The following is a 20871-nucleotide window of genomic DNA, read 5'->3' on the forward strand; positions in this document are numbered from 1 at the left end:
GCATGACCAGGGCTTACCTTCTCCGTCGTTTGCTGGCTGTTTTCCTCGTGCTGGCAATCGTAACCTTCGCCGTGTTCGCGATCACGACGATGCTGCCGGGCAATGCCGCGATCATGATCCTGGGGGAATATGCCACCCCGGATGCGGTCGCTGCACTCGAAAGGCAGCTCAATCTCAACCAGCCCTGGTACATGCAATACTTAAGCTGGGTCACCGGTATTCTGCACGGTGATTTCGGCACGTCCCTCCGTCTTTCCTTGCCGGTGACACAGGTCGTCGGCGAGGCCTTCGTCAATTCCGCCATGCTGGGCGCGACGGCGCTTGTTGCCGTTACCATCACCGCCATTCCGCTCGGTGCGCTGGCTGCGTTGAAGCGCGGTACGGGAATGGATCTGGGCTTAAGCCTGTTCAGTTATCTCGGAACGGCGCTTCCGGAATTCGTCACGGCCACGCTGCTCCTCGTCTTCTTTGCAGCACCTCAGCACGGGCTTTTTCCCGCCGGCGGGTTCGTCGCGCCGTGGGAGAATCTTGCCGGCTTCGGCGCGCATGTCGTCCTGCCCGCCGCGACACTCGGCCTCGTGCTGATGGCTCACATATCCCGACAGGTGCGCTCGGAAATGTCGGAAGTGCTGTCTTCCGATTACATTCGGGCGGCACGATTGAAGGGGTTGACCGAAAGGCGGGTAATCCGCCGCCATGCGCTGCCGAACTCGCTGGCGCCGGCCGTCGCGGTCATCTCGCTCGATATCGGTTATCTGCTCGGCGGTATCATCGTGGTGGAGGAAATTTTTGCCTGGCCGGGCCTTGGTCGCCTGCTGATCTACGCGCTGGAAAACCGCGATCTTCCCGTCATCCAGGCCGTGACCCTGCTTCTCGCAGCCGTCTATGCCCTGTCCAATCTTCTGTCGGACATCGTCATTGCCCTGCTCGACCCGAGGGTGCGTTATGCGTAATTTCTTCTCTTCTCCCACAGCCATCGTCGGCACGATGCTTCTCGGGATCGTCTGTTTCGCGGCGATTTTCGGACCTATGATTGCCCCCTATGACCCGCAGGCATTCGATCCGCTGAACCGGTTGCAGGGGCCGTCGATGACGCATCTTCTCGGCACCGATCAGTTCGGCCGCGACCTGCTGTCGCGCGTCCTCACCGGTGCGCCCTCGACGGTCGCCTTCGGTGTCGGCGCGACGCTGCTCGGCGTCGGCATCGGCTCGATCATCGGTGTCATTGCCGGTGTATCCGGCGGCTGGGTCGACTCGACGATCATGCGCGTTCTTGACGGACTTCTCGCCGTTCCGGATCTGCTGTTCACGCTACTGATCGTCACCATTCTGGGGGGCGGGATGGAACACGCGATGCTGGCGGTGTCGATCGCATTTGCCCCGGGCATGGCGCGTATTGCCCGCAGCGCGGTTCTCTCGGTGCGTACCCGCGACTATGTGCGGGCAGCCGTGGCGCGCGGCGAGTCCGGCGTCTACATCGTCACCTGCGAAGTGCTGCCCAATGCGCTGAGCCCGATCGTGGTGGAGGCGACGATCCGCGTTTCCTTCGCCATCATGATCGGTGCGACGCTCGGCTTCCTCGGTCTCGGTGCACAGCCGCCGAGCACGGAATGGGGGCTGATGGTGGCGGAAGCCCGCCAGTTCATGTTCCGCAATCCGTGGTGCGTGGCGATCCCCGGCATCTCGATCGCCATTGCGGCGCTCGGTTTCAACCTTTTCGGCGACGCCCTGCGTGACGCCCTCGATCCCAAGAGGAGCCACGGATGACCTTGCAGACCATGACGCAGGAGATGTCGCAGACAGCCGAAAAGCCGGCGCTTTCGATCATCGACTATTCGCTCTCCTACAAGACCGCCAACGGGCTCGTCTCGGCGCTGAAGAATATCGATCTGACCATCCCGAAGGGCAAGACGGTCGGGCTTGTCGGCGAGAGTGGTTCCGGCAAGTCGTCTATGGCGTGGTCGGTGATGCGTTACCTGCCGCCAAACGCTGTCGAAACCGGCGGCGCCATCCGGCTGGCGGGTGAGGAATTGCTCGATTATACGCCATTCCAGATGGCCGACATCCGCGGCAGGCGGATGTCGATGGTGTTTCAGGATCCCTCGACATCGCTCAACCCGACCATTCGTCTGGGCGAGCAGATCGCCGAAGTGCTGATGCGGCATCGCGGACTGACGAAGATCCAGGCCTTCGCCGAGGCGGAGGTGGCTCTGGCGCGCACTGGCATCACCCGGCCGAAGGAAATGCTGCAGCGTTTTCCGCATGAGGCATCGGGCGGCGAAAAGCAGCGTGTCGTCATCGCCACCGCCTTTGCCTGCGAGCCGGAACTGATCATTTTCGACGAGCCGACCACGGCGCTCGATATCCTGACCGCGCGACAGATCCTCGATCTGTTCAACAAGCTGCGCGACGAGACGAATGTGTCGGCACTTTATATCTCGCACGATCTCGGGCTGGTTTCCCGCGTGGTGGACGAGGTTTCGGTGCTGCACAAGGGCGTCATTGTCGAGCGCGGGCTTGTCGGCGAAGTGTTTAGCAAGCCTTCTGCGCCCTATACGAAACAGCTGATCGGTGCGGTGCCGAACCCGGATCGCTGGATCGGCGTCGATGCGCCGGCCGAGCCGCAGACGCTGATCAAGCTCGACGGGATCGGTGTGCATTACGGTGCGCCATCGAAGATCCAGAAGATGTTCTGGCCGGAAGATGCCGAAAAGGTCGGTTTCTGGGGTGCGAAGGACGTCAATTTCGAGGTTCGCAAGGGCGAGCTGCTCGGCGTTGTCGGGGAAAGCGGATCGGGTAAGTCGACGATCGCCAAGGTTTTGGCCGGCCTGCAGGATTTTCAGGGCAAGCTTGAAATCGAGGGCAAGACGGTCGGTAGCCGCAAGGCGATCGACCGGGCCTATCGTCGACGGGTGCAGATCGTTTTCCAGCATCCCGATGCCTCGCTCAACCCGCGCCAGAAGATCGGTACGATCATTGCCCGGCCGCTGAAGCTTTACGGCGTCGTGCCGCGTGAAAAGATCAAGGCGCGGATTGCCGAGCTGCTCGAGATGGTCCGGCTGCCGGCCGAATACGCCGATCGTTATCCGCACCAGCTTTCCGGCGGTGAAAAGCAGCGCGTGGCGATTGCCCGCGCCTTTGCGGCCGAACCGGAACTGGTGATCTGCGACGAGGTGACGGCGGCGCTCGACGTGTCGGTTCAGGCGGCGGTGGCCGAACTGCTGGTCAAGCTGCAGAAGGATACAGGCGCTGCCTGCGTGTTCATCACCCACGACCTCAACCTGATCCGCCAGCTCGCTCATCGCATCGCCGTCATGCATCACGGCAAGCTGGTCGATTTCTTCGACAGGCCGGATGCGCGCGCACAAGACCGCGATGCCTATACCAAGGCGCTGCTCGATGCGGTGCCGGTCCATACGCCCGTGGAGGTTTGAGAAGTCGCATGAGCATGTATGTCCCGCAGGAGTTTGCCGGCGCAACGCGTGGCGGTCGCCAGGTTCTTCTGAAATTCAGGCAGGCCGAGTTCAACACACGTCTCGCGGCGACGCGTCGGCGGATGCGGGAGCGCGGTCTCGATGCGCTGATCGTGTTTTCGCAGGAAAGCCATTATTGGCTGACGAGCTATGATACGGCCGGCTACGTATTCTTCCAGGCGGGGTTGGTGCTGGCAGACGATGGCAGCGACACCGTGCTTCTGACCCGCACGCCGGATCTGCGGCAGGCGAATGTCGCTTCGCTTTATGACGATGTGCGTGTCTGGCTGAATGCCGAGGACGCCAACCCGGCCGACGACCTGCGCGCCATCATGGCCGAGAAGGGCCTTGCCGGCAAAAAGGTCGGCGTCGAATATGCGACCTATGGCCTGACCGGCGCCAACGCCCGCATGGTCGATGCGGCGCTCGACGGTTTCTGCGTGACCGAGGATGCGTCCGACATCATCCGCACCGGGCGGCTGGTGAAATCTGCAGCCGAGCTGGAGCATGTGCGCATGGCGGGCAAGCTGGCGGATGCCGCCGTGCGCGCGGCGATCGATGTGACGAAGCCGGGCATTCCCGACACCGTGCTTTCGGGTGCAGCACTCACCTCCATGCTTGCCGGCGGTGGCGACATTCCCTCCGGCGGGCCGCTGGTCAATTCGGGATCGCGCGCGCTTTATGGTCGCGGTATCGGCGGGCCGCGACTGATCGAGGAACAGGACCAGATCCTGGTCGAACTTGCCGGCTCGCATTGCCGCTATCATGTCGTGGTCGAGCATACGCTGGTGACGGGAAAGCCGGATCCACGCCAGCTCGACATGCTGAAAGTGGCGAAAGAGGCGCTCGACGGTATCAAGGATGCCGCAAGGGCAGGGGTGGCGCTCGGCACGCTCGACGATATCCATCGCCGCGTGCTGGACGATGCCGGTTTTGCCAAGGCGCGTTATGCAGCCTGCGGTTATGCGCTGGGCTGCACCTTCAAGCCGACCTGGATGGACGTGCCGCCGATGATCTATTCCGGCAATCCGCTGATCATGACGCCGGGCATGGTGTTCTTCGTCCATATCATGATTCCCGACGCGACGACCGGGCTGACGGCCGGCGTCGGCCAGACTTTTGCGATCACCGATGGCGCGCCGGAAGTGTTCAGCGAGCTTCCGGTTGAACTCTATTGTTGTTGAGCACGGCATCGACGGTGGCGCCTTCGCCCGCATCCGACTAGACATGCGATCAAGGCTGCGCGTGCCGAATGCGCAATTGAATTTTGGGAGAATACAATGACCTTCAGCACCCAGACAAAGGGCGTCTATGCGATCGCCGCCACCCCGTTTCTCGATGACGGCTCGATCGATTTCAACTCGGTCGACCGACTGACGGATTTCTATCAGGACAGCGGCTGCACCGGCATCACCATCCTCGGCATGATGGGCGAGGCGCCGAAGCTCGATGCGGAAGAGAGCAAGGCGATCACCAGACGCGTCGTCGAGCGCGCCAAAATCCCGGTCATCGTCGGTGTCTCTGCGCCTGGTTTCGCGGCCATGCGCTCGCTGGCGAAAAGCTCGATGGATATGGGGGCGGCCGGCGTGATGATCGCGCCCGCGCCGGGCTCGAAAACCGATGACCAGACGATCAACTATTTCGCCGGCGCCGTCGAGGCGATCGGTGACGACATTCCCTGGGTGCTGCAGGATTATCCGCTGACGCTGAACACCGTGATCGCTCCGAGCGTGATCGCGAAGATCATGACCAATCATCCGTCCTGCCTGATGCTGAAACATGAGGACTGGCCGGGCCTGGAAAAGGTCTCGAAGCTGCGCGCCATGCAGAAGGCGGGCGAGCTGCGCGAATTCTCTATCCTGTGCGGCAATGGCGGGATTTTCCTCGATTTCGAGCCGGAGCGTGGCGCTGACGGCGCGATGACCGGCTATGGCTTCCCCGACATGCTGGCCGAACTGGTCGATCTGGCCGCCGCCGGCAAGCGCGACGAGGCACACGATCTTTTCGACGCGCATCTGCCGCTGATCCGCTACGAGCAGCAGCCGGGTGTCGGTCTTGCCGTACGCAAGCATGTCTTGAAGCGCCGTGGCGTCATCACGTCCGATGCGCAACGCAAGCCGGCGCAGATGCTGACGGCAACCGCAAGGGCCGAGGTGGATTATCTGCTGGCGCGTCTTGCCAGACACGACAAGCGCGCCGCGCTCTGAACCCTACGGGGCTAGACCGAGCAGATGAACATGCGATCCCCGGCCATTCCAGTGCGCCGGGGATTTTTTATGCGCCACGTTCCGGCGAGCGTGCCGTTCCCTTCGGTATTTCCCCTATAAGTTTTATATTTATTGCCGCATTCCGGCATCTCGAAATCCTATGGCACCGAGATGCACATAACACTGCCGGTCAAAAGGATCGGCGACGTTATCCAAGGGTATGCACCATGGCATTCGATTACATCCTGAGCGGGATGGTGACGGTCGTCATCACCATCTATCTCGCTTACGCCCTCTGGCGGCCGGAACGGTTTTAGGTGCTGTCATGTCGCGTTTGATTGACGGCTGCCGCAGATACCTGTCGAGGCAGGTAGACGCCCGCAAGCTTTGCACCGGCTCAACCATCATCCTCGCACTCTGCGTCCTCTCCGGCGCCGCAACCGCCGTGTTGATGCTGATCGTGCGTCTCGCCGAGGCTGCTTGAACCTTTTCGACTGTTTCAACATCAATGGGGTCTCTTATGAGCCAGCCCAAAAGCGCGAGCATGTTCGATGCTCGCATACTCGTGCCTGCCATTGGCGGTGCATTTACCAAACTCAACCCGCGAACACTGGCCAAAAACCCGGTCATGTTCGTGGTCGCCATCGTTTCGACGTTGACCACCATCCTTTTCGTCAAGGATCTGGCGACCGGCGCCGAAGGCCTCGGCTTTTCCTTCCAGATCATTCTCTGGCTCTGGTTCACCGTGCTTTTCGCCAATTTCGCCGAAGCGGTGGCGGAAGGCCGCGGCAAGGCACAGGCCGATAGCCTTCGCAAAAGCCGTACCGAGACCCAGGCCAAGCTTCTCATCTCGGCGCAAGGGCGCGAGTGGAGGGACGTGGCCGGAACCTCGCTGAAGGTCAATGACATCGTGCTTGTCGAGGCCGGTGACATCATTCCGTCGGACGGCGAGATCATCGAGGGCATCGCCTCAGTCAACGAGGCGGCGATCACCGGTGAATCCGCGCCCGTGATCCGTGAATCCGGCGGCGACCGTTCGGCGGTGACCGGCGGCACGCAGGTGCTTTCCGACTGGATAAAGGTGCGTATCACGGCCGCTGCCGGTTCCACCTTCATCGACCGTATGATCGCGCTCGTCGAAGGCGCCGAGCGCCAGAAGACACCGAACGAGATCGCGCTCAACATCCTCCTTGCCGCCATGACGCTGATCTTCGTCATGGCCACCGCAACCATCCCCGCCTTCGCCTCCTATGCCGGCGGCGCGATCCCGATCGTCGTTCTCGTCGCACTGTTCGTCACGCTGATCCCGACGACGATCGGCGCACTTCTGTCGGCCATCGGTATTGCCGGCATGGATCGCCTCGTCCGCTTCAACGTGCTTGCGATGTCCGGCCGTGCGGTCGAAGCCGCCGGCGACGTCGACACGCTGCTCCTCGACAAGACCGGTACGATCACGCTCGGTAACCGCCAGGCCACCGAATTCCGCCCCGTCGGGGGGGTATCCGCAAAGGAACTGGCAGATGCGGCACAGCTTTCCTCGCTTGCCGACGAAACGCCGGAAGGCCGATCGATCGTCGTGCTTGCCAAGGAGAAATACGGTTTTCGCGCCCGTGACATGAAGGAACTCAACGCGACCTTCGTACCGTTCACGGCCCAGAGCCGCATGAGCGGCGTCGACCTCGATGGTTCATCCATTCGTAAGGGTGCCGTCGATTCCGTGCTCGGATATCTGAAGTCGCAATCGTTCACAGGCGGCAACGCCATGTCGGAAGCTGCGATCAAGGAAGGTCAGGCGATCGCCGACGAGATCGCGAAGGCCGGCGGTACGCCGCTCGCCGTCGCGCGCGACGGCAGGTTGCTCGGCATCGTCCACCTCAAGGATATCGTCAAGGGCGGTATCCGCGAGCGCTTCGCCGAGCTGCGCAAGATGGGCATACGCACCGTCATGATCACCGGGGACAACCCGATGACGGCCGCCGCCATCGCCGCGGAAGCCGGTGTCGACGATTTCCTTGCCCAGGCCACGCCCGAGAACAAGCTGCAGCTCATTCGCGAGGAACAGGCCAAGGGCAAGCTGGTTGCCATGTGCGGCGACGGCACCAATGATGCACCGGCACTCGCGCAGGCCGATGTCGGCGTCGCGATGAACACCGGCACGGTCGCTGCCCGTGAAGCCGGCAACATGGTCGACCTCGATAGCGACCCGACGAAGCTCATCGAGATCGTCGAGATCGGCAAGCAGTTGCTGATGACGCGCGGCTCGCTGACGACCTTCTCTATCGCCAACGACGTTGCGAAATATTTCGCCATCATTCCGGCGATGTTCGTGACGCTCTATCCCGGTCTCGACGCGCTCAACATCATGAACCTTGCCTCGCCGCAAAGCGCGATCCTGTCGGCCATCATCTTCAACGCGCTGATCATTGTCGCGCTGATTCCGCTGGCGCTCAAGGGCGTGGCCTACAAGGCGATCGGTGCCGGCCCGCTGCTGCGTCGCAACCTCGTCATCTATGGCCTGGGTGGTCTCGTCGTCCCGTTTATCGGCATCAAGCTGATCGACATGGTCGTCGCGGCCCTCAACCTCGCCTGATCGGAGACATCAATGACCATTCTTTATCTCATCCTCGGGCTGGTGGTCTTCGGACTGCTGTTTGCCCTCGTCTCAGCGCTCGATCGCGCGTGAGGCCGGAGACACGACAATGACACAAGCAATCGTCTTCGTACTCCTGATACTCGCCGGCACCGCGCTCATGTCGTGGCCGCTCGGCCGCTACATGAGCTGGGCCATGGACCCCGCACGCGGGCAGGGCAGCCAGAACGGCTTCACTGCACTCTTCCAGGGCATCGGCGGCCCGCTTGCGCGCCACGACCAGGACTGGAAGCGCTATGTCGTTTCCCTTCTCGGCTTTAACGTCGTGCTGTTCGTCATCGTCTTTGCGATCCTGGCCCTGCAGCAGTATCTGCCGCTCAATCCGGACGGCAAGCAGGCTCTCGACCCGAGCCTGATCTTCAACACGGCCGTGTCGTTCACGACGAACACCAACCTGCAGCATTATTCGGGCGAAGTCGCGATGAGTTATCTGACGCAGCTTGCGGGCCTCATGTGGCTGCAGTTCGTCTCGGCGGCCGTCGGTATTGCGGCGCTTGCGGCGCTCGCCCGTGGGCTTGCCGGCCGTAAGCTCGGCAATTTCTTCGTCGATGTGCAGCGCGCCACTTTTCTCGTCCTGCTGCCGGCCGCCTTCGTCGTCGCAATCCTGCTTCTCCTGACAGGCGTACCGATGAGCTTCAACGGCTCGGTCGTCGCAACGACGCTGGAAGGCGTGCAGCAGACGATCGCGCGCGGTCCCGTTGCAGCCTTCGTGGCCATCAAGCAGCTTGGCACCAATGGCGGCGGCTTCTTCGGCCCCAACAGCGCGCATCCGCTGGAAAATCCGACCTTCTGGTCAAACGTCGTCCAGACCGTATCGATCATCGTTATCCCGATGGCATGCGTATGGATGTTCGGCCGGATCATCGGCCGCGTCAGGCACGCCGCCGTGCTGTTTACCGTCATGCTGGTCCTGATGGGCGCGCGCATCACCGCAACTGTCGGCTTCGAGAGCGTTCCGACACAGGCCTTCAATGCGCTGCCGATCACTCAGGATGTCGGCAACCTCGAAGGTAAGGAACTGCGTTTCGGTGCGTCGGCCGGTCCGCTCTGGGCGGTTCTGACCACCTCGACCAGCAACGGCTCCGTCAATGCCATGCATGACAGCCTCAATCCGCTGGCGGGCATGATGCCGATGATCGGCATGTGGCTGAACGAAGACTTCGGTGGCGTCGGCGTGGGCATGGTCAACATGTTCCTCTACATCATCGTCGGCGTCTTCATTGCCGGCATGATGATCGGCCGTACGCCGGAATATCTTGGCTGGCGCGTCGAGGCCAAGGAGGTGAAGTTCGCCATGATGGGGCTTCTGTCCCACGGCTTCTTCATTCTCGTCGGTACGGCGGTCTTTGCCGTCACGCCGTGGGGAGCGGCCACGCTCAACAATGTCGGCCCGCACGGTTTCAGCGAAATCCTCTACGAGTTCTCTTCCTCCGCCGCCAACAACGGCTCGGGCTTCGAAGGACTGGGGGACGCGACCACGCCGTGGAATATCGCCACCGGTCTGGTGATGCTGCTTGCGCGCTTCATCCCGATCATCCTGCCGCTTGCGATCATCGGCTCGCTGTCGGCAAAGCGTCGGTCGACGGAGACGAGTGGTACGCTGTCGGTCGAGGATGGGACATTCGCAGGCATGTTGACCGCAACGGTCATCATCGTCGGCGCGCTGACATTCTTTCCTGCCGCCACGCTCGGCCCGATTGCCGAACACGTCATGTTTATGAAGTAAGAGGTCCCGACCATGGAAATCCTTCTCTCCAGCCTGCGCATCAGCGTCGCCACCCTGGCGATCTGCGTCGGCGGTTACTCCGCGGCGGTCTGGGCTATCGGCCAGGCGGTGACGCCGGATACGGCCGAGGCCTCGATCATCACAAGGGCGGACGGCACCATCATCGGCAGTCGCCAGGTGGCGCAGGCCTTCAGCCAGCCGCAATATTTCTGGCCGCGGCCCTCGGCCGTGGATTACAACGGCGCCGGTGCCGGCGGTTCCAACAAGTCGCCGACCAGTGCCGATTTGACGGATCGCGCCACCGAAACCGTTGCCGCCTACGGTGCGACACCGGAAAATCCGCTGCCGGCCGAACTGGCGGCAGCTTCCGGTGCCGGTCTTGACCCGCATATCACCGAGCGTGCGGCCCGCTATCAGGCAGTGCGTATCGCGGCGGCGCGAAACATTCCGTCAGCACAGGTCGAGCAGGTCATCGCGCAGAACAGTTTTTCGCCCGGCGGCATCTTCACCCCCGACAGGCTGGTCAACGTGCTGGAGCTGAACCTTGCGTTGGATGGCGTCCAGACACGGTGAACGGACGGCAAGAGCGGCTCCTGAACGGGGCCGCTCTTTTGTTTCGCCTTCGCCCGTTCAGGAGAGGGTTGCGCGTTCGTCACGTTTTGAATTTCGTCGGCTCCCTACCATTCCACCTGCCCACACAAAGGCGTAAACGGGTCTGGCAAGATGCGCGCCGGGAACCTCGGCCGGATGTCTTAAGGGGCAACGGGCTCAGGGTTTCGGCGCTTGATGAGAATGGACGTCTTATGCCGCATATCGTCGTGAAGATGATCGAGGGCCGCAGCCCTGAGATGAAGCAGGAACTGACCAAGGAAATCACCCAGGCGCTGATGTCGGTTCTGGGCAGCCGTGAGGACAGCGTGTCCGTCGCCATCGAGGATGTTGCGGCCGATCGCTGGGACACCGATGTCTTCGCACCCGACATCAAGGGCAAGAAGGAAACGCTCTACAAAAAGCCGGGATACGCATCCGTCGACTAAGGCGCGGGCGTGGTGGCGCCGGAAGCACTTTGAATGACGGCGATGGAAGTCGGACGCTTCCATCGCCGACTGGGGCCAGCCCTATTGGACCTCGTTCACATACCGATGGTTGGCAGTCGTAGCGCGGTGCGAGTTGATCAGGACCGGCACGGCCATCTGGTCATAGGCGATCTCGTCGATGGTCAGCACCGCCCCCGGCAGGTTGATGCCAAGCCAGCGGACATCATCATCGTTTGCAAGGTCTGCACCGATCTGTTCGCGGATCGCCGAAATGCGGATACCATAGTTTTCGAGCAGGTGCAGATAGAACAGCGGCGGAATGTCCTGCGCATTCTCGGGAAAGTCGACGACGCGTTCGCGCGGCAACGTCAGCGTTTCGTGCATGATCGGCTTGTCGTCCACGGACCGGACACGATGGAAGGAGACGACTGGCGCGCCTTCTGCGAGCTGCAGCTTGCCGGCGTCCAGCGCCGACGCAGAGCCAAAGGTGAGCGAGGTGACATTCGTCACCGACTTGCTGAGCGAACCGTCCAGGCCATGAAGTCTGAAATACTGAAAGAAAAGGCGAAGGCTGTGCTGCGGCTTTCGGCCGGTGACGACTGTGCCTGTCTTGCGCCTGCGGCTGAGCAACCCGTCATTGGTCAGATCCATCAGGGCGCGGCGGATGGTGCCGACGGCAACGCCATAGGTCTGTGACAGCGCCACCTCGCTCGGCAGCACGGCACCCGGTTGCAATTTGCCGAGCATGATGGCTTCCGTGAGTTGTCGTTTCACGATCTCATAGAGTGGCAAGGATAGTTCGCCTAGCCTCTGTGCGTCTGATGAAATATTGGGCAGTTCTGGCAAGTATTTGCCTCTTCTTTGGAGTTGACTTGGCAGGCCGTTCTACGCAGTATTACTATATAGTTTATATTAAATCACAAGCCGCAAGGCTGGTGCCGAAATTCCGAGGGCGTCGTGATGGCTGATCAGCAACCTGCCGTGCATAATGACACGCTTCCGTCTGCCATGGCAGCGATCGAAGCCAATGTCGAGAGTGCCGTTGCCGATCTGGCGCGCATGGTTGCCATCGATACGTCCTTTCCTCCCGGCGAAGGCTATGGTCCGTTCGCGGGTCTGATGGCGGAACTGCTTGCTCCTCTCGGCTTCTCCTTTGAGCGCGTGACCGTGCCACGCGACCTCTGGCATGTCGAAGGCGGGCCTGCTTCGGGCGAGCGCGTCAATCTCGTCGCCAGCCGGACCAGCGGCAAACCCGTCTGCGGTCTCTATTATCACGTCGATACCGTCCCGGTCGCCCCCGGCTGGGTGCGCAATCCGCTGGAACTGACGATCGAGCAGGACAATCTGTTCGGTCTCGGTGCGGCCGACATGAAGGGCACGATTGCCGCCACGCTTCTGGCGCTGCGTGCGGCGAGCGATTGCGGCGTCCCGCTCGCCTATGATCCGACGCTGCTTTTATGCACCGACGAGGAGGGCGGGCTTTATCCGGGTATCCGCTATCTCGCCGAACAGGGGCTGCTGAAGGGCCATATCCTCAATTTCAACGGCTCGGCCGCGCCGCGCGTCTGGGCGGGTTGCTTCGGCATCTTCAACCTGCAGGTGACGATCACCGGCCATGCGGTGCATGCCGGAGAAGGCAATCGCACCGGCACCGGAGTGAACGCCATCGAAGGTGCGCTGCCGGTCATGAATGCGATTGCAGCCCTGAAACCGGAAATCGCCAGGCGGTCGTCCGAGCTTGCGCCACCGCCGCATGCGACCGGGCCTCTGCGGCCATCCTTGACGATCGCCGCCGTCAATGGCGGGACGGCGGGCGGACAGGTGCCGGCGGAAATCAAGATCCTCCTTTCGCGCCGCTACGCGCCGGAAGAAAGCTATGATGAGGCGCGTGCCGAAATCGAGGCCGTCATCCGCGATTGCATCGTCGGAACCGACCTCGGCCTCAAGATCGATCTCGTCGGCCATCTGATCCCCACGGATGATCCCGACGGCCCGCATTGGCCGCGTTGGCAGCAGGCCCTGTCAGAAGGTTTCGGCTACAGTCCCGAGGACTTCAACAAGTGGGGGGCTGCAAGCTGCTCGGACTTCGGTTACGTGCAGAAGGCGGGTTTCGGGCCGGAGGTCCTGCTGGGTGGTCTCGGCCGTCCATCGAGCTGCATCCATAGCCCGGAAGAACACACGACCCGCCAGGACATCGTTTCGCTCGCCAAGAGCATTCTTGCCTATCTCGCGGCCGACTTTGCCGCAGACGCCATTCCAGAAAACCGCAGCTGAGTTAATCAAAGGGAACTTTCACATGCTGGAAATGAAACGCCGCTTCTTCCTCGCCGGCACGGCAGCCATCCTCGCCGCTCCGTCGATGAGCTTTGCCCAGACCGCTGCGCCCGTCAAAGGCGGTACGCTGAAGATCTCCGTCGATCAGGCAGCCAGCGTCATTCATCCGCTGCTGACCCGCGTCAACCCGGAATACATGATCACCGAGCTGCTCTACAGCAACCTGACGCGCCTCAAGGTCGACATGTCGGTCGAGCCCGATCTCGCCGAAAGCTGGACGGCCAATGACGCGCTGACTGAATGGACCTTCAAACTGCGCACCGGCGTCACTTTCCATGACGGTTCCGCATTCTCGGCAAACGACGTCGTCGCTACCTTCAAGGCGATCCTCGATCCGGCCACCGCTTCGCCGGGCCGCAACAATGTCGGCCCGATCGCCGATATCGTCGCCGTCGACGACGCGACCGTGCTGTTCAAGCTCTCCGGCCCGTATGCCGACCTTCCGGTCTCCGTCGCCTATACCAATGCCCGCATCATCCCGGCGTCGATCGCCACCGGCGACCTGAAGAGCCTGTCGACCAAGGCCGTCGGCACCGGCCCGTTCAAACTGGTTTCCTACGAGCCGGACCGTCTCGTCGTGGTCGAGCGCAACGAAAACTATTACGACCCGGCGCGCCCTTATCTCGACCGCGTCGAAGTCCAGGTCTTCCCGGATATCTCGGCCGAAGGATCGGCGATGATTTCCGGCAATGTCGACATCATCTCGACGCTGCAGCCGACTGAATACATGCGCCTCGACGGCAATGACGGCGTCGAAGTGCTGCGCACGCCGTCGGGCCAGTTCTGCAACATCAATTTCGGCTGCGATACGGCTCCGTTCAACGATCCGCGCGTGCGCAAGGCGATTGCGCTGACCGTCGATCGCGAAGCCATGGTCGGTTTCGTCACCGAAGGCTTCGGCATCACCGGCAATGATACGCCGCTCAACCCCTCCTACCAGTTCTTCAAGCCGGTAGCCCAGCGCGAGGCGAATATCGAGGAGGCCAAGAAGCTGCTGGCCGAAGCGGGCTTCCCGAACGGGCTTGAAGCGACGCTGATCGCCTCCGACCGTCCGGCCGTGCGCACCCAGCTTGCCGTCGCTTTGCGCGAAATGGCGAAGGAAGCCGGTATCACCATCAACGTCCAGACCATGCCGCATGCGACGTATCTGGAGCAGGTGTGGAAGAAGGGCGCCTTCTATGTCGGCTTCTACAACATGCAGCCGACCCCGGACGGCATCTTCAAACTGCTCTATACCTCGGATGCAGCCTGGAACGAGACGCGCTGGAACAACAAGGCCTTCGATGCTCTCGTTGCCGAAGCCCGCGGCACGACAGACGAGGCCAAGCGTACCGATCTCTACACCAAGGCTCAGGAAATCATGAACGAGGAAGTTCCCTCGATCATCCCGTCCTTCTTCGACGTTCTGGCCGCCAAGCGCAGCTGGGTACAGAACTTCGAAGCGCATCCGCGCGCATCCGTCTTCCGCCTCGACCACGTCTCGCTGAGCAGCGACGCACCGAAGCGCGGTTGATCCGTTACCTTGCCGGACGCCTTGGGGCGTCCGGCCATCTCGACCGAGGAATACGCCCCTGTCACCGAATTACATAGCCAAGCGGCTGGTGATGATCGTCTATACGCTCTTCATCGTATCGCTGATCGTCTTCGCCATAACCCAGATTCTGCCCGCCGACGCGGCGGTGATGATGCTGGGCGAGAACGCCACTGAGGAAGCGCTCGATGCGCTGCGCCAGACGATGGGGCTCGACGCGCCCATATGGCAGCAGTATTTCAGCTGGCTCTGGCATGTCCTCCAGGGGGACCTGGGCACGTCGCTGCGCACCGGTCAGCCGGTCGGGCCGGTCATGTTCGAGGCACTCGGTCGCTCGCTGCTTCTCGCACTGTTCTCCATCGGTCTGATGCTGGTGCTCGCCATTCCGCTCGGCATTATCGCCGCCATCCGTCGCGGCAAGGTGGCCGATATGGTGGTGAGCCTGATTTCCTATGCAGGTGTCGCGCTTCCCGAATTCGTCACGGCGACAGTCGCCGTTCTGTTCTTCGCCGACTGGATGAAGTGGCTTCCGCCGACCGGTTATGTGCCGCTGACGGAGAATTTCGTCGATGGCATCATGCACCTCATCCTGCCGGTCTGCGTCATCTCGGTCATCCTGATCGCCCATGTCTCTCGCATGGTGCGCTCGGAACTCGTCGACGTGCTGCATACCGATTATATCCGCGCCGCAAGGCTTAAGGGCATGTCCCGCGGACATGTGCTGCGCCGCCACGCGCTGCGCAATGCACTTTTGCCGACCATCACCATCGTCGCGCTCGATGTCGGGTATCTTCTCGGCGGTGTCATCGTGGTGGAGGAAATCTTCGCCATTCCGGGCATCGGCCGCCAGCTGATCGTCGCCATCCAGGCACGCGACCTGCCCGCAATCCAGGCCGGCGTACTGATCATGGCCGCCACCTATTCGATCGTCAATTTCATCGCCGACATCCTCTATGCCTGGCTCGACAAGAGGATCCAGTATGACTGAGTTCATGAAGCGCCTTCTCAAGACGCCGCAGGGCGCCATCGGTGTGTTTCTCGTCGTGGTGGTCCTTTTCATCGTGTTGTTCGGCCCCATGCTGGCACCTTACGATCCGGAAAAGCTGTCGCCGCTCGCCCGCTACAAGGGACCGAGCCTCGCCTACTGGCTCGGCACCGACCAGTATGGCCGTGACATCTTCAGCCGTCTGCTGATCGGCGCGCGGGCGACCGTCGTCATGGCGGTGCTGGCCACCATTGCCGGCACGCTGATCGGTGCGCTGATCGGCACTGCCTCGGCCTTTCTTGGTGGACGCGCCGACGAGCTGATCATGCGCACCATCGATGCCGTGATGTCGATCCCGAGTCTGTTGTTCGCGCTTCTGGTCGTAAACCTTCTCGGCTCCAGCACCGTCAACGCGCTGGTGGCCGTTGCCATCGCCTTTGCACCCGGCATGGCCCGCATCACGCGCAGCGTCGCGCTGTCGGTGCGCAAGCAGGATTACGTGAATGCGGCGATCGCCCGTGGCGAAAGCTCCGGCTATATCATTCGCCGCGAAATGCTGCCGAACGTGATTGCCCCGATCATCGTCGAGATGACCATTCGTGTCTCGTTTGCCGTCATGCTGTTCGCGACGCTTTCCTTCCTTGGTCTCGGTGCTCAGCCGCCCGCCGCCGAATGGGGACTGATGGTCTCTGAAGCGCGCCGCTACATGCATCTGTCGGCCGGCATCCTGATCTGGCCGAGCGTGGCGATCGCGATCGTCGCCGTCGGCTTCAACCTTCTGGGCGACGGTCTGCGCGATGCCCTCAATCCGCGGACCTGAGGTGACGCCCATGACGAATACGGAAATGACGAATACTGAAAACAAGCCGGTTCTCGCTATCGAGAACTACTCGCTGGATTACCAGACCGCCAACGGACCGTATCACGCGCTGAAGACGATCGACCTCGCCATCCATCGCGGCGAGATCCTCGGCCTTGTCGGCGAGAGCGGTTCCGGCAAGACCTCGCTCGCCTGGTCGATCATGCGCTACCTGCCGAAGAATGCCAGCGAACCAGGTGGCCGCATCCTGCTCGGCGGCGACAACCTGCTGGAAAAAACCGAGCGCGAGATGGAGGCCATTCGCGGCCGGCGCATCAGTATGGTGTTTCAGGACCCGAGCACGTCGCTGAACCCGACGCTGTCGCTCGGCACGCAGCTGGCGGAAGTTCTCGTTCGCCATCGCGGCCTGACCCGCCAGCAGGCGTGGAAGGAAGGCGAGGAGCGGCTGGCCCATGTCGGCCTCAAGACGCCGGCACAGATGATGCTCCGTATGCCGCACGAGGTTTCCGGCGGTGAGAAGCAGCGCGTCGTCATCGCCTCTGCCTTCGCCTGCAACCCGGAATGCATCATCTTCGACGAGCCGACCACGGCGCTCGACGTGATCACGTCGCGACAGATCCTCGATCTGTTCGTCGAGCTGCAAGCGCAGACCGGCGTCGCCTCGCTCTATATCTCCCATGACCTGGCGCTGGTTGCGCGCACCGCAAGCCGTGTCGCCGTCATCAAGCGCGGCGATATCGTTGAGCAGGGCGGTGTGAAGGCTATCTTCACCAACCCGCAGCAGGACTATACGAAGGAGCTGATCGCGGCTGTTCCCGATCCTGCACACCGATTGGTCAAGGATGACGTTGTCATCACCGACAAACCGCTGGTGAAGGTCGAGAATGTCAGTGTCCATTTCGGCCGCAAGCCCTTCCTTGCAGCCCTGACCGGCAAGAAAACCGAACGGGTCACTGGCAACAACGCTGTCAGCCTCAGCGTCAATCCGGGCGAGATCCTCGGCATCGTCGGCGAGAGCGGTTCAGGCAAGTCGACGCTTGCCAAGGCGATGACGGGTCTCAACCGGTTCGAGGGCAAGATCTGGTTCGACGGGCGCGAGATCAGAAATCTCGGCGATATGGACAATGCCTATCGCAAGGACGTGCAGATCATCTTCCAGCACCCGGATGCCTCGCTCAATCCGCGCCAGAAGATTTCGGAAATCCTCTCGCGGCCGCTGAAACTGTTCGGTGATGGCAGCGATCTGGAAAAGCAGATTGGCGACATGCTGGAACAGGTCCGCCTGCCGCGCACCCATGCCGACCGCTATCCGCACCAGCTTTCGGGCGGTGAAAAGCAACGCGTTGCGATTGCCCGCGCCTTCGCATCGAAACCGAAACTGGTCATCTGCGACGAGATTACCTCGGCGCTCGACGTTTCGGTGCAGGCCTCCGTGGTCGAGCTGCTGCTCGACCTGCAGAAGGCGAGCGGCACGGCCTACCTGTTCATCACCCACGACCTCAACCTGATCCGCCAGATCGCCCACCGGATCGCCGTGATGTATCGCGGCGACCTGATCGAGGTGGTGAAGGCAGACGAGATCGATAGCCCTGATCGGGCCGACTACACGCGTCGGCTGATCGAGGCGGTGCCACGCGCCGCGGCTCAATACGAATAACTTCCTCAATACCCCAGCAAGACCCAATGCCAGTGAGAATGCATCAAGGAGCATGACAATGGACCCGAAGTCCCTCGTGGATCGGATCGACGAAAAGGCCTGCCTCGATTTCCTGTCGAAAATGGTCCAGCACAAGAGTCATTCGGAAACCGAGGGCGAGAAGGATCTCGCCCGCTGGATGGCCAAGGAGCTTGAAAAGATCGGCGTGGAAGCCGAGCTTCAGGCATTCGACGAAGGCCGTCGCTTCAACACGATCGGCCGCCTCAAGGGTGAGGGCGGGGGCAAGAGCCTGCTGTTCAATGGTCATCTCGACACCAATCCGGTCACCGAGGGCTGGACGGTCGATCCCTATGCGGGCCTCGTCGACGACAAGTTCATCTACGGCATCGGCGTTTCCAACATGAAGGCCGGCGACGCCGCGTATTTCTGCGCTGTGAAGACGCTGCTCGACGCCGGCGTCAAGCTGAAGGGCGACGTCATCCTGACCTTCGTCGTCGGCGAATTACAGGGCGGCGTCGGCACGCTGGCGGCGATCCGGAGCGGCGTGAAGGCCGACTATTTCGTCAACAGTGAGCCGAGCGACCTCGTTGCCGTAACCATGCATGCGGCGGCGCTGAGCTATGTCATCGAACTGACCGGCGATACCCGCCACCTGTCGAAGCGAGAACAGTCTGTCGATGCGATCGCTGCGGCCTGCGACATCATTCCGCGCATCAACGCGATGACCTTCAGCGGTGCAAAGAGCGATACGCATCGCTCGATCAACCGTGGTCATGTCGGCGTCGTCCACGGCGCGCTCGGCCGTGATCTGGCAGAATGGCGTCCGCCGCAGGTGGCCGATTTCGTCCGCCTGCGCGGCTCGCTGCGTTATGCGCCAGGCCAGACGCAGGAAAGCGTTCTGGCCGACGTCGATGCGGAACTGCGCCTTCTGGAGGCCAGGTTCCCCGGCCTTGAAGCCAAGCTCGTGCCGGACATGATCGAAGGCCGCCCGCTGATGCCGCCCTTCGAAGTGTCGCCGGATAGCCGCATCGTCAAGTCGATCAATGCCGCCTACGAAGCCGTGCGCGGCGAAAAGCAGCAGACCGGCGCGATCACGCCGACGCGCTTCTACGGCACGGATGCCGGCCATCTCTACCATGAGCTTGGCATGGAAGGCATCGTCTGCGGTCCGGGCGGACGCTACAACACGATGCCCGACGAGCGCGTCGACATCGTCGACTTCCTCGACATGATCCGCGTCTACATGCTGACCATTCTCGACATCTGCGAGGTGGCGTAAGATGTTTTCCCGGGCGGAATATGATCGCCGTATCACACTCGCCCGGGAGGTCATGGCGTCTTCTGGCCCCATCCAGGGCGCCGATCTTCTGCTCGTCGACAGCGGCGAGCTTCTGGCCTGGCTGACGGGCTATACCGTCTCGGAAACCATGTATCGCGCGGCCTTTCTGCCGCGCGAGGGCGACGCGTGGTTCTGCCTGCGTGCGCTGGACGAAGCGCCGTGCCGGGAGAAGAGCTGGATTACCGATGTCGTCGGTTTTGCCGATACGGACGAAGCGCAGGCGGCGGTTGCCGCCAGCATTCGCGATCACGGCTTCGGCCAGGCGCGGATCGGGCTCGACACCAATTCCTACTGCATGAGCGCCGCAACCTTGACGCGGCTGCAGCAACTTCTGCCCGAGGCTGTCTTCGTGCCCATGCCGGGATTGAGCGATAGCCTGCGCTGGGTGAAATCGGCCGAGGAAATTGCGGTTCTGGCACAGGCGTCGGCGATTGCCGACAAGGCGATGGTGGAGATTGCGCAGCAGGCAAGGCCCGGCATGACGACGCGAGACGCGGCGGCGATAGCCTCCGGCGTGTTCCTGCGCGAAGGGGCGGATACCGGCGAGGTTGGGCCTGTGGTCAAGGCTTCCGGCAGCCACGAGTTTCTTCATGGAGTGTTCAAGACCGAGGCGATCGATGAGGGCGACGTGCTGCATGTCGAACTCATTCCACGCGTTGGAAACTATGGCGCGCGAATGATGCGGCCGATCGTGGTCGGCAGGCCATCGGCAGACCTTGAAGCTGCGGCTGAAAAGCTTGTCGCGTTGCAGGATCTCCAGATCGCCGCGATGAAGCCGGGTGCCATTGCCCGCGATGTCGATGCGATCATGCGTCAGGGCGCGCTCGATGCTGGGCTGCGGCCGGTCTATGAGAATGTCACCGCCTATACGCTCGGACTATACACCCGCACCCCGCGCACCAGCGACTTTTCCGGCGTGTTTCTGCCGACATCCGACTGGCCGCTCGAAGAGGGCATGGTCTTTCATCTCTATGCAACGGCAAGCGGTCTCGGCTTCAGCGAGACTGTGGTAGTGGGCAAGGCAGGCGGCATTCGGCTGACCCAAAGCCCAAGGCACATTCTCTCCAACGCAGGTTGACCGCAGCTCCACCCAGCCGCCCGCGCCAAGGACT

The 20871-nt window shown here is 62.0% G+C and carries 19 protein-coding genes; 18 read left to right on the forward strand and 1 reads right to left on the reverse strand.

Annotated elements, in window-relative coordinates; genetic code table 11:
- The first annotated feature begins 2 nt into the window (after positions 1 to 2).
- The 11 genes from AC0JZ4_RS19245 to AC0JZ4_RS19295 all read left to right on the forward strand — a co-directional run bounded on the left by AC0JZ4_RS19245 (position 3) and on the right by AC0JZ4_RS19295 (position 11093).
- Positions 3 to 953: an ABC transporter permease gene (locus AC0JZ4_RS19245; RefSeq protein WP_471888117.1), complete on the forward strand. Its 951-nt coding sequence runs from the start codon at positions 3 to 5 to the stop codon at positions 951 to 953.
- Positions 946 to 1767, forward strand: a complete 822-nt coding sequence (locus AC0JZ4_RS19250) for an ABC transporter permease (protein ID WP_471888118.1) — start codon at positions 946 to 948, stop codon at positions 1765 to 1767. The genes AC0JZ4_RS19245 and AC0JZ4_RS19250 overlap by 8 nt, the downstream gene beginning before the upstream one ends.
- On the forward strand, positions 1764 to 3434 hold the full coding sequence (gene nikE, locus AC0JZ4_RS19255) for a nickel ABC transporter ATP-binding protein NikE (protein ID WP_471888119.1): 1671 nt from the start codon (positions 1764 to 1766) through the stop codon (positions 3432 to 3434). The genes AC0JZ4_RS19250 and nikE overlap by 4 nt, the downstream gene beginning before the upstream one ends.
- A gap of 8 nt (positions 3435 to 3442) precedes the next feature.
- Positions 3443 to 4657, forward strand: coding sequence for a M24 family metallopeptidase (locus tag AC0JZ4_RS19260; protein WP_471888120.1), 1215 nt, complete (start codon positions 3443 to 3445; stop codon positions 4655 to 4657).
- A 96-nt stretch (positions 4658 to 4753) separates the two neighbouring features.
- On the forward strand, positions 4754 to 5680 hold the full coding sequence (locus AC0JZ4_RS19265) for a dihydrodipicolinate synthase family protein (protein ID WP_471888121.1): 927 nt from the start codon (positions 4754 to 4756) through the stop codon (positions 5678 to 5680).
- Positions 5681 to 5907: 227 nt separating this feature from the next.
- On the forward strand, positions 5908 to 5997 hold the full coding sequence (locus tag AC0JZ4_RS19270) for a potassium-transporting ATPase subunit F (RefSeq protein WP_471888122.1): 90 nt from the start codon (positions 5908 to 5910) through the stop codon (positions 5995 to 5997).
- Between the two features lie 8 nt (positions 5998 to 6005).
- On the forward strand, positions 6006 to 6164 hold the full coding sequence (locus tag AC0JZ4_RS19275) for a hypothetical protein (protein ID WP_471888123.1): 159 nt from the start codon (positions 6006 to 6008) through the stop codon (positions 6162 to 6164).
- A 36-nt stretch (positions 6165 to 6200) separates the two neighbouring features.
- Entirely contained in the window at positions 6201 to 8270 is a 2070-nt protein-coding gene (kdpB, locus tag AC0JZ4_RS19280; protein WP_471888124.1) for a potassium-transporting ATPase subunit KdpB, read from the forward strand.
- A gap of 109 nt (positions 8271 to 8379) precedes the next feature.
- Complete coding sequence (kdpA, locus tag AC0JZ4_RS19285) at positions 8380 to 10056, forward strand: potassium-transporting ATPase subunit KdpA (protein WP_471888125.1); 1677 nt, start codon at positions 8380 to 8382, stop codon at positions 10054 to 10056.
- Positions 10057 to 10068: 12 nt separating this feature from the next.
- On the forward strand, positions 10069 to 10629 hold the full coding sequence (locus AC0JZ4_RS19290; RefSeq protein ID WP_471888126.1) for a potassium-transporting ATPase subunit C: 561 nt from the start codon (positions 10069 to 10071) through the stop codon (positions 10627 to 10629).
- Between the two features lie 230 nt (positions 10630 to 10859).
- Positions 10860 to 11093 (forward strand): tautomerase family protein, encoded by a 234-nt coding sequence (locus AC0JZ4_RS19295; protein ID WP_471888127.1) that lies wholly within the window; start codon positions 10860 to 10862, stop codon positions 11091 to 11093.
- A gap of 81 nt (positions 11094 to 11174) precedes the next feature.
- Here the strand turns inward: AC0JZ4_RS19295 and AC0JZ4_RS19300 are convergent, their stop codons facing one another.
- Entirely contained in the window at positions 11175 to 11939 is a 765-nt protein-coding gene (locus tag AC0JZ4_RS19300) for a GntR family transcriptional regulator (protein ID WP_471888128.1), read from the reverse strand.
- A gap of 114 nt (positions 11940 to 12053) precedes the next feature.
- On the opposite strand from AC0JZ4_RS19300, the gene AC0JZ4_RS19305 reads away from it, so the two are divergent.
- From AC0JZ4_RS19305 to AC0JZ4_RS19335, 7 genes are read left to right on the forward strand one after another with little or no spacing between them, the layout of a single operon-like run.
- The gene (locus AC0JZ4_RS19305; RefSeq protein WP_471888129.1) at positions 12054 to 13367 is read left to right on the forward strand and encodes a M20 family metallopeptidase; all 1314 of its coding nucleotides are present in this window, start codon (positions 12054 to 12056) and stop codon (positions 13365 to 13367) included.
- Positions 13368 to 13389: 22 nt separating this feature from the next.
- A complete protein-coding gene (locus AC0JZ4_RS19310) occupies positions 13390 to 14940 on the forward strand; it encodes an ABC transporter substrate-binding protein (RefSeq protein ID WP_471888130.1) in 1551 nt (516 codons plus the stop codon).
- A gap of 58 nt (positions 14941 to 14998) precedes the next feature.
- A complete protein-coding gene (locus AC0JZ4_RS19315) occupies positions 14999 to 15946 on the forward strand; it encodes an ABC transporter permease (protein ID WP_471889034.1) in 948 nt (315 codons plus the stop codon).
- On the forward strand, positions 15939 to 16763 hold the full coding sequence (locus AC0JZ4_RS19320) for an ABC transporter permease (RefSeq protein WP_471888131.1): 825 nt from the start codon (positions 15939 to 15941) through the stop codon (positions 16761 to 16763). The genes AC0JZ4_RS19315 and AC0JZ4_RS19320 overlap by 8 nt, the downstream gene beginning before the upstream one ends.
- Positions 16764 to 16773: 10 nt before the next feature.
- On the forward strand, positions 16774 to 18420 hold the full coding sequence (locus AC0JZ4_RS19325) for a dipeptide ABC transporter ATP-binding protein (protein WP_471888132.1): 1647 nt from the start codon (positions 16774 to 16776) through the stop codon (positions 18418 to 18420).
- 58 nt (positions 18421 to 18478) lie between these two features.
- On the forward strand, positions 18479 to 19699 hold the full coding sequence (locus AC0JZ4_RS19330; protein WP_471888133.1) for a M20 family metallopeptidase: 1221 nt from the start codon (positions 18479 to 18481) through the stop codon (positions 19697 to 19699).
- Between the two features lies 1 nt (position 19700).
- Positions 19701 to 20837 (forward strand): M24 family metallopeptidase, encoded by a 1137-nt coding sequence (locus tag AC0JZ4_RS19335; RefSeq protein WP_471888134.1) that lies wholly within the window; start codon positions 19701 to 19703, stop codon positions 20835 to 20837.
- Positions 20838 to 20871: the final 34 nt, after the last annotated feature.

It is taken from the genome of [Rhizobium] kunmingense, assembly GCF_977018605.1.

What these genes read in the sequence shown, in the direction of transcription:
- AC0JZ4_RS19245 (WP_471888117.1), top strand. Translation starts at nt 3, where the DNA reads ATGACCAGGGCTTACCTTCTCCGTCGTTTGCTGGCTGTTTTCCTCGTG.
- AC0JZ4_RS19250 (WP_471888118.1), top strand. Translation starts at nt 946, where the DNA reads ATGCGTAATTTCTTCTCTTCTCCCACAGCCATCGTCGGCACGATGCTT.
- nikE (WP_471888119.1), top strand. Translation starts at nt 1,764, where the DNA reads ATGACCTTGCAGACCATGACGCAGGAGATGTCGCAGACAGCCGAAAAG.
- AC0JZ4_RS19260 (WP_471888120.1), top strand. Translation starts at nt 3,443, where the DNA reads ATGAGCATGTATGTCCCGCAGGAGTTTGCCGGCGCAACGCGTGGCGGT.
- AC0JZ4_RS19265 (WP_471888121.1), top strand. Translation starts at nt 4,754, where the DNA reads ATGACCTTCAGCACCCAGACAAAGGGCGTCTATGCGATCGCCGCCACC.
- AC0JZ4_RS19270 (WP_471888122.1), top strand. Translation starts at nt 5,908, where the DNA reads ATGGCATTCGATTACATCCTGAGCGGGATGGTGACGGTCGTCATCACC.
- AC0JZ4_RS19275 (WP_471888123.1), top strand. Translation starts at nt 6,006, where the DNA reads ATGTCGCGTTTGATTGACGGCTGCCGCAGATACCTGTCGAGGCAGGTA.
- kdpB (WP_471888124.1), top strand. Translation starts at nt 6,201, where the DNA reads ATGAGCCAGCCCAAAAGCGCGAGCATGTTCGATGCTCGCATACTCGTG.
- kdpA (WP_471888125.1), top strand. Translation starts at nt 8,380, where the DNA reads ATGACACAAGCAATCGTCTTCGTACTCCTGATACTCGCCGGCACCGCG.
- AC0JZ4_RS19290 (WP_471888126.1), top strand. Translation starts at nt 10,069, where the DNA reads ATGGAAATCCTTCTCTCCAGCCTGCGCATCAGCGTCGCCACCCTGGCG.
- AC0JZ4_RS19295 (WP_471888127.1), top strand. Translation starts at nt 10,860, where the DNA reads ATGCCGCATATCGTCGTGAAGATGATCGAGGGCCGCAGCCCTGAGATG.
- AC0JZ4_RS19305 (WP_471888129.1), top strand. Translation starts at nt 12,054, where the DNA reads ATGGCTGATCAGCAACCTGCCGTGCATAATGACACGCTTCCGTCTGCC.
- AC0JZ4_RS19310 (WP_471888130.1), top strand. Translation starts at nt 13,390, where the DNA reads ATGCTGGAAATGAAACGCCGCTTCTTCCTCGCCGGCACGGCAGCCATC.
- AC0JZ4_RS19320 (WP_471888131.1), top strand. Translation starts at nt 15,939, where the DNA reads ATGACTGAGTTCATGAAGCGCCTTCTCAAGACGCCGCAGGGCGCCATC.
- AC0JZ4_RS19325 (WP_471888132.1), top strand. Translation starts at nt 16,774, where the DNA reads ATGACGAATACGGAAATGACGAATACTGAAAACAAGCCGGTTCTCGCT.
- AC0JZ4_RS19330 (WP_471888133.1), top strand. Translation starts at nt 18,479, where the DNA reads ATGGACCCGAAGTCCCTCGTGGATCGGATCGACGAAAAGGCCTGCCTC.
- AC0JZ4_RS19335 (WP_471888134.1), top strand. Translation starts at nt 19,701, where the DNA reads ATGTTTTCCCGGGCGGAATATGATCGCCGTATCACACTCGCCCGGGAG.